The 5,921-nt window shown below is 58.8% G+C and carries 6 protein-coding genes; 1 reads left to right on the top strand and 5 read right to left on the bottom strand.

Annotated features, from left to right (window positions below):
- Positions 1-141: 141 nt before the first annotated feature.
- The 5 genes from ACESMD_RS02900 to ACESMD_RS02880 form a co-directional block, all read right to left on the bottom strand.
- Positions 142-1,512: a glutamine synthetase family protein gene (locus ACESMD_RS02900; RefSeq protein WP_372610172.1), complete on the bottom strand. Its 1,371-nt coding sequence runs from the start codon at positions 1,510-1,512 to the stop codon at positions 142-144.
- Positions 1,513-1,613: 101 nt separating this feature from the next.
- Positions 1,614-2,666, bottom strand: coding sequence for a TRAP transporter substrate-binding protein (locus ACESMD_RS02895; RefSeq protein ID WP_372610170.1), 1,053 nt, complete (start codon positions 2,664-2,666; stop codon positions 1,614-1,616).
- A gap of 83 nt (positions 2,667-2,749) precedes the next feature.
- Positions 2,750-4,072 carry a TRAP transporter large permease subunit gene (locus ACESMD_RS02890; RefSeq protein ID WP_372610168.1) on the bottom strand — a complete coding sequence of 441 codons (1,323 nt, stop codon included), beginning with the start codon at positions 4,070-4,072 and terminating at the stop codon, positions 2,750-2,752.
- Entirely contained in the window at positions 4,072-4,668 is a 597-nt protein-coding gene (locus ACESMD_RS02885; RefSeq protein ID WP_372610166.1) for a TRAP transporter small permease subunit, read from the bottom strand. Before ACESMD_RS02885 ends, ACESMD_RS02890 begins: the two co-directional genes overlap by 1 nt.
- On the bottom strand, positions 4,661-5,458 hold the full coding sequence (locus ACESMD_RS02880; protein WP_372610164.1) for an N-formylglutamate amidohydrolase: 798 nt from the start codon (positions 5,456-5,458) through the stop codon (positions 4,661-4,663). Before ACESMD_RS02880 ends, ACESMD_RS02885 begins: the two co-directional genes overlap by 8 nt.
- A gap of 132 nt (positions 5,459-5,590) precedes the next feature.
- On the opposite strand from ACESMD_RS02880, the gene ACESMD_RS02875 reads away from it, so the two are divergent.
- The coding region (locus tag ACESMD_RS02875) for a MurR/RpiR family transcriptional regulator (protein WP_372610162.1) at positions 5,591-5,921 on the top strand (331 nt) is incomplete at its 3' end.

Genomic DNA, 5,921 nt, shown 5'->3' with positions numbered 1-5,921 from the left:
TTTCAGAATGTGACCCATCGTCATCTCCAGTTTCTGCAAGGCCTGATGTTCGTGGTCCCTGACCCGACACCATCCCGCCGCGAACATGCCTTCCGGCAGCACTCGCTTGCAAGGACACCCCCCGACATCAGCGGGCTAGCGTCATGACCGCTCAAAGCCGCGTGCCACCTCGTAATCGGTCACCACCCGTTCGAAGTCTTCCAGTTCTACCTCGGCGGCACGCGTGTAGTGATCGACCACGTCATCCCCCATGGCCTCACGCAGCATGGCGGAATCCTTCAGGGCGTCCTTGGCATCGCGCAGGTTTTGCGGGATCAGGCCCGTCGCTCCCTCATAGCTGTCGCCCTCGGCGGGCGGGGGCAGTTCCAGTCGCTCCTCGATTCCCTTGATGCCGGCGGCCAGCTGACCGGCCATGGCCAGGTAGGGGTTCAGGTCCGACCCGCCGATGCGACATTCGATGCGCACCGCCCGGGTGCCCTCGGCACACAGACGAAACCCCGCGGTGCGATTGTCCACCGACCAGACCGTGCGAGTGGGAGCGAAGGAGCCCTTCTGGAAGCGCTTGTAACTGTTGATATAAGGGGCCAGGAAGTAGGTATAGTCAGACGCGTATTTCAGCAAGCCAGCCAGATAGTGCTTCATCAACGAGGACATGCCAAGCGCATCGCCTTCGTCGAAGAAGGCAGGCATCCCCCTCTGCCACAGCGACTGGTGGATATGGCTGGAGCTGCCCGAATGATCGTGATGCCATTTTGGTAGAAAGGTCACCGCCCGCCCCTGCTGCCAGGCAATTTCCTTGGTCGCATGCTTGGCGATGGTATGATAGTCCGCCATATCGAGAGCTTTCGCATATCGGATATTGAGCTCCTCCTGACCCGATCCGGCCTCACCCTTGGTGCCTTCCACCGGAATCCCTGCCGCGTAGAGGTGGTTGCGCAGCGGGCGCAACACGTGCTCTTCCTTGGTGGTCTGGAGGATGTGATAGTCCTCGTTATACCCGCTGATCGGGTCCAGGTCGCGGAACCCATCCTTGCGAATCTCGTCGAGGCTCTTCTCGAAGAGGAAGAACTCCAGCTCGGTGGCCATTACCGCGTCGAACCCTATCTCCTCCAGCCGTGCGAGCTGGCGCTTGAGGATGGCGCGCGGCGCATGGGGCACCGGCGCATGGGTGTGATGATCGAGCAGATCGCACAGCACCATGACCGTTCCCTCCAGCCACGGTACGGGGCGCAGCGTGGCCAGGTCCGGCTTCATGATATAGTCGCCATACCCCGCCCGCCAGGAGGTACTGGCATAGCCATCGGGCGTTTCCATCTCGAGATCGGTGGCCAGCAGGTAGTTGCAGCAATGGGTCTCGTCCCAGCCATCATCCACGAAGTGACGCGCATGGAGCCGCTTGCCCATCAGGCGCCCCTGCATGTCAACGATACACACGAGCACCGTGTCGACTTCGTCACTCCCCACCTTGGCCTTCAGGGCCTCGAGGGCATCCAAATCCAGCGCGTTGGTCATTTCTGAGGCTCCTTACGGGATCGCCATGACAAGGCCCAGCACTCAGTCAGGCCCCTTCCCTAAACAATGTGCCCCGGCAGGCGCCGGGGCATGGAGTCTACTCATGCATCGCCGTAGCGGTAGGGCCGGCCGGCCTTGCGCATATCGGCATTGTATTGCTTGAAGATCTCGACCACCTTGGCCTTGGTCTCGGACTCCGCCGCGATTTCGTTCCAGAATTCCTGAGCAGCATTTTCCACCTGATCCCACTCGGCATCGGGAATCGAGGTGAGCTCAAGCTTGGTGCCATTCACGCGCAGGTCGGCCTCGCCGCCCCAGTACCAGTACTGGCGATAGTAATGCGACTGTTCGCAGCAAACTCCGAACAGCAGTCTGAGGTCTTCAGGCAGCGCTTCCCAACGCTCCATGTTGACGAAGAAATGGCCAATCCAGGCGCCCGAGATATTGTTGGTCAGGAAGTAATTGGTCACATCGGCCCAGCCCACCGTGTAGTCCTCGGTGATACCCGACCAGGCGATCCCGTCAAGCTCACCGGTTTGTACGGCTACCTCGATATCCTCCCAGGGCAGCGTCACCGGCACTACGCCGAACTGTGACAGGAAGCGCCCCGCGGTGGGGAAGGTAAAGATGCGCTTGCCCTCCAGGTCCTTGAGGCTGCGAATCGGCTCCTTGGTAACGAAATGACACGGATCCCAGGCGCCGGCGCTGACGTGCTTGACCCCCACCTTGGCGTACTCTTCCTCCCAGATTTCCTTGAGCCCATACCGATTAAACAGCACCGGCACATCCAGGCTGTAACGCGAACCAAAGGGAAAGTAGCCGCCGAATACGGCGACCTCGGTGGGAGACGCCATGGAGTCGTCATCCGACTGCACCGCATCGATGGTACCGCGCTGCATGGAGCGAAATAGCTCGCCTGTGGGCACCAGCTGATCAGCATAGAACAGCTCGATCTGCATACGATCCCCGGCGATCTGGTTGAACAGGTCGATGGCCGGCTTGGCGACATGCTCGGCCAAGGCGGCACCGGCATAGGTCTGCATGCGCCACTTGATGGTTGGCTCGGAGGAAGACTGGGCCATGACCCGACTAGCCAGCGGAGCAATAGCAGCACCGGCCGCGGCGTTGATCAGAAACTTGCGTCTTGTTGACATTTTCTCGCTCTCCTTGGGTTAACTACCGGATGTCACACGGATACGGCCCTTGGTGAGGCTCTTGTTGTTCAGTCTCGCAACTTTCAATTTCCATAAATGTAGCCCGGAAGCCAAAGTGCGATTTGCGGAAAGATCATCACCAGGCTGAGGGCAGCCATCATCACCACTACGAAGGGGATGATCGACCAGTAAATATCACGCAGACCAATCTCGGGTGGCGCCATGGCACGCATCAGGAAAAGGTTATATCCGAATGGCGGCGTCATGTAGGCGATCTGTGTCGTGATCGTATAGAGAACGCCGTACCAGATCAGATTGAAACCAAGCGCATCGACCAGCGGCACGTAGAGTGGTGCCACGATCACTAGCATGGCGGTATCGTCCAGGAAGGTTCCCATCACGATGAAACTGAGCTGCATCAGGATCAGAATCATCCAGGGCGATAGCCCCAGGCGCTCAGTAAACAGGTCCTCGATAGCCTTGACCGCGCCCAGCCCGTCAAAGATGGCACCAAAGGCAAGCGCGGCCAGGATGATCCACATGAACATGCATGAGATGGCCAGCGTCTGTCGCACCGACACTTCAAATACCTTGCGCGTCATTCGCCCCTTGATAACCGCCGCCAGCAATGCGGCCATGGCACCGACAGCGGAGCTTTCCACAAGCGAGGTCCAGCCCTTCACAAAGGGCACCATCATCACCGCAAAGATCACCAGCGGCAGCAAACCCGCTCTCAGAAGACGCAGCTTCTCGGCAAGAGACACATCGCGCTCTTCAGGGGGCAGGGCGGGACCAAGGGATGGCTGCAGGCGGCAACGGACATAGATATAGATAATGAAGAGCGTCGCCATCATCAGCCCCGGCAACACGCCGGCAAGCCAGAGCTGCCCCACGGGCTGGCGCGCGATCATCGCGTACAGCACCAGCACCACCGAGGGCGGTACGAGAATCCCGAGACTGGAACCCGCCTGAATGACGCCAGTGACCATGATCTTGTCATAGCCACGTCGCAGCAATTCGGGCAAGGCAATGGTAGCGCCGATCGCCATCCCGGCCACCGACAGCCCGTTCATGGCCGAGATCAGCACCATCAACCCGATCGTTCCGATGGCAAGGCCACCTTTAACCGGCCCCATCCAGACGTGGAACATCCTGTACAGGTCATCTGCAATACGACTTTCCGACAGCACATATCCCATGAAGATGAACATCGGAAGGGTCAGCAGCGGATACCATTTCATCAGCTTCATCGCGGATGAAAACGGGATGTCTACCCCACCGGTTCCCCATAACAGGACACCCGCTAACGCGCCGACAAAACCGATCGCGCCAAACACACGCTGACCGGTGAGCAGCATCACCATCATCGAGCTGAACATCACGATTGCGATCATCTCATACGGCATCAGTCCATCACCCCACGAAGACGGCCGATATCCCTGAAAAATTCAGCAAGAGATTGAAGGATCATCAGAAATACCCCGAGACAAAGCACCGTCTTGATCGGCCACAAGAAGGGTCGCCACGCCGTCGGGCTGCGTTCCAGGAAGCCAATCTCCTCTCCAGCCGCCGACGGCCCTTCAGTAATGAATGCCCCAACGAGATTAAGGAAGAAATCGAACGGCTCACTGCCAAAGTACCCGAGCGAATATGCCGTCGACATCAGCCCACCATAGAGAAGGACGCCGAGATAGAAGATCAGGAAGAATACCGTAAAGGCATCGATCCATGCCTTGGTTTTCGGACTCCAGTCGCCATAGAAGAGATCCATGCGCACATTAGACCCCAACTGGATCGAGTAGGGACCCCCCAACACGAAATACGCCACCATGACGAATTGCGCGGTTTCCAGCGTCCACATCGAGGGGGCCATGAACACCTTGGACGCCGAGGACCACAGCAGCACGCCAATCAAGATAAAGATCAGGTACATCGCCATTCGACCAATGAAGCGGTTCATCGCATCGATGGCACCGATATAAATCAGGATGGCTTTAGGCATCTTGCTTGCCCCCCTCAGATGTGAATTCGAATCCGAAGGTTGCCAGCGCCGGGTGGATCAGCTGCATCAACTCCTTGACCATAGTTTCCTGGTCTTCCGGCGTGACAAGCAGGTCGTTGCGAATCTCGATCATCACATTCGCCAGCCCGTTGCCGATCCCGTGGAGCTTCAGGGAATGGGTGACGCCATCCTCAGGCCCATAAGGAGCGTTGCGCTGAATCCGTAAATGCGGCAGGCGGTGAGATTGCGCCAACATCGCATCGGCCATCCGGCGGTCGGCATCATGAAGAATGCCTACCTCGACCGCACGGACCTGACCATGAAAGTTCGGCGTGAAGCTATGTATCGTGATCAGCACCGTGGGGATATCGTGCGCATCTCGTTGTGCCAGCACACTCGTCACGGCCTCGCAAAACGGACGATAGACGGCCTCGACCCGGGCAGTTCGCTGCGATGCTGTCAGCTTGTGATTGCCCGGCACGTCGATGATTTCCGCGCGTTCAGGCATCGCGCTGGCCGCCTCGGGGGGGCGATTGCAGTCGTAGACAAGCCTCGAGACACGGCTCGCCACCATCGGTGCATGAAGCCTCTCTGACAGCTTCACGGCCACGGCGCGCGCGCCAGGATCCCATGCTGCATGACTGCACCGGTGAGCAGGATCCAGCCCAAGGTCATGATATTGCTCGGGTATATGATGTGACGCATGTTCGCACAGGATGACGACAGGGCCGTTGGCATGCCGATTGTGGATCTCGACGCTCCGGGACGACTGCTCGATTTCGCTGGACATCAGGGCTCCTCCACGGTCCCGTAAAAATATAGACGTGGGTAAGTCCTTGTGTCAATATTTCTTCAAAAGCCGTTTCAACGTCGATCCGCAACAATAATTGTCCGCACAGGGCATACCGGGAAGGGAAGCGTTTTGACGACCACCGACTCCACCTCCACCGTGCGCGAACTGATCCGGCAGCATTACCCGGCGTTGACGCAATCGGAACGGAAGTTAGCCAGTGCGCTGCTCGACAACTACCCAGCGGCAGGCCTCGCCTCGATCACTATCGTGGCGAGCAACGTGGGTGTGTCATCTCCCACCGTGGCGCGGATGGTCAAGAAGCTAGGGTTCAAAGGCTATCCGGAGTTCCACAAGGCCCTGTTGCGCGAACTGGAGGCAAAGGGCATCGGGCCCACCCAGCGGCGCGACAACTGGTCATCCGAAGCCCCCGAGACGCATCTGCTGAACCGGTTCGCCCAGA

This window comes from Halomonas sp. (genome assembly GCF_041689495.1).
Classification (GTDB): Bacteria; Pseudomonadota; Gammaproteobacteria; order Pseudomonadales; family Halomonadaceae; genus Halomonas.
This window is presented reverse-complemented; position numbering and strand designations above follow the sequence as displayed.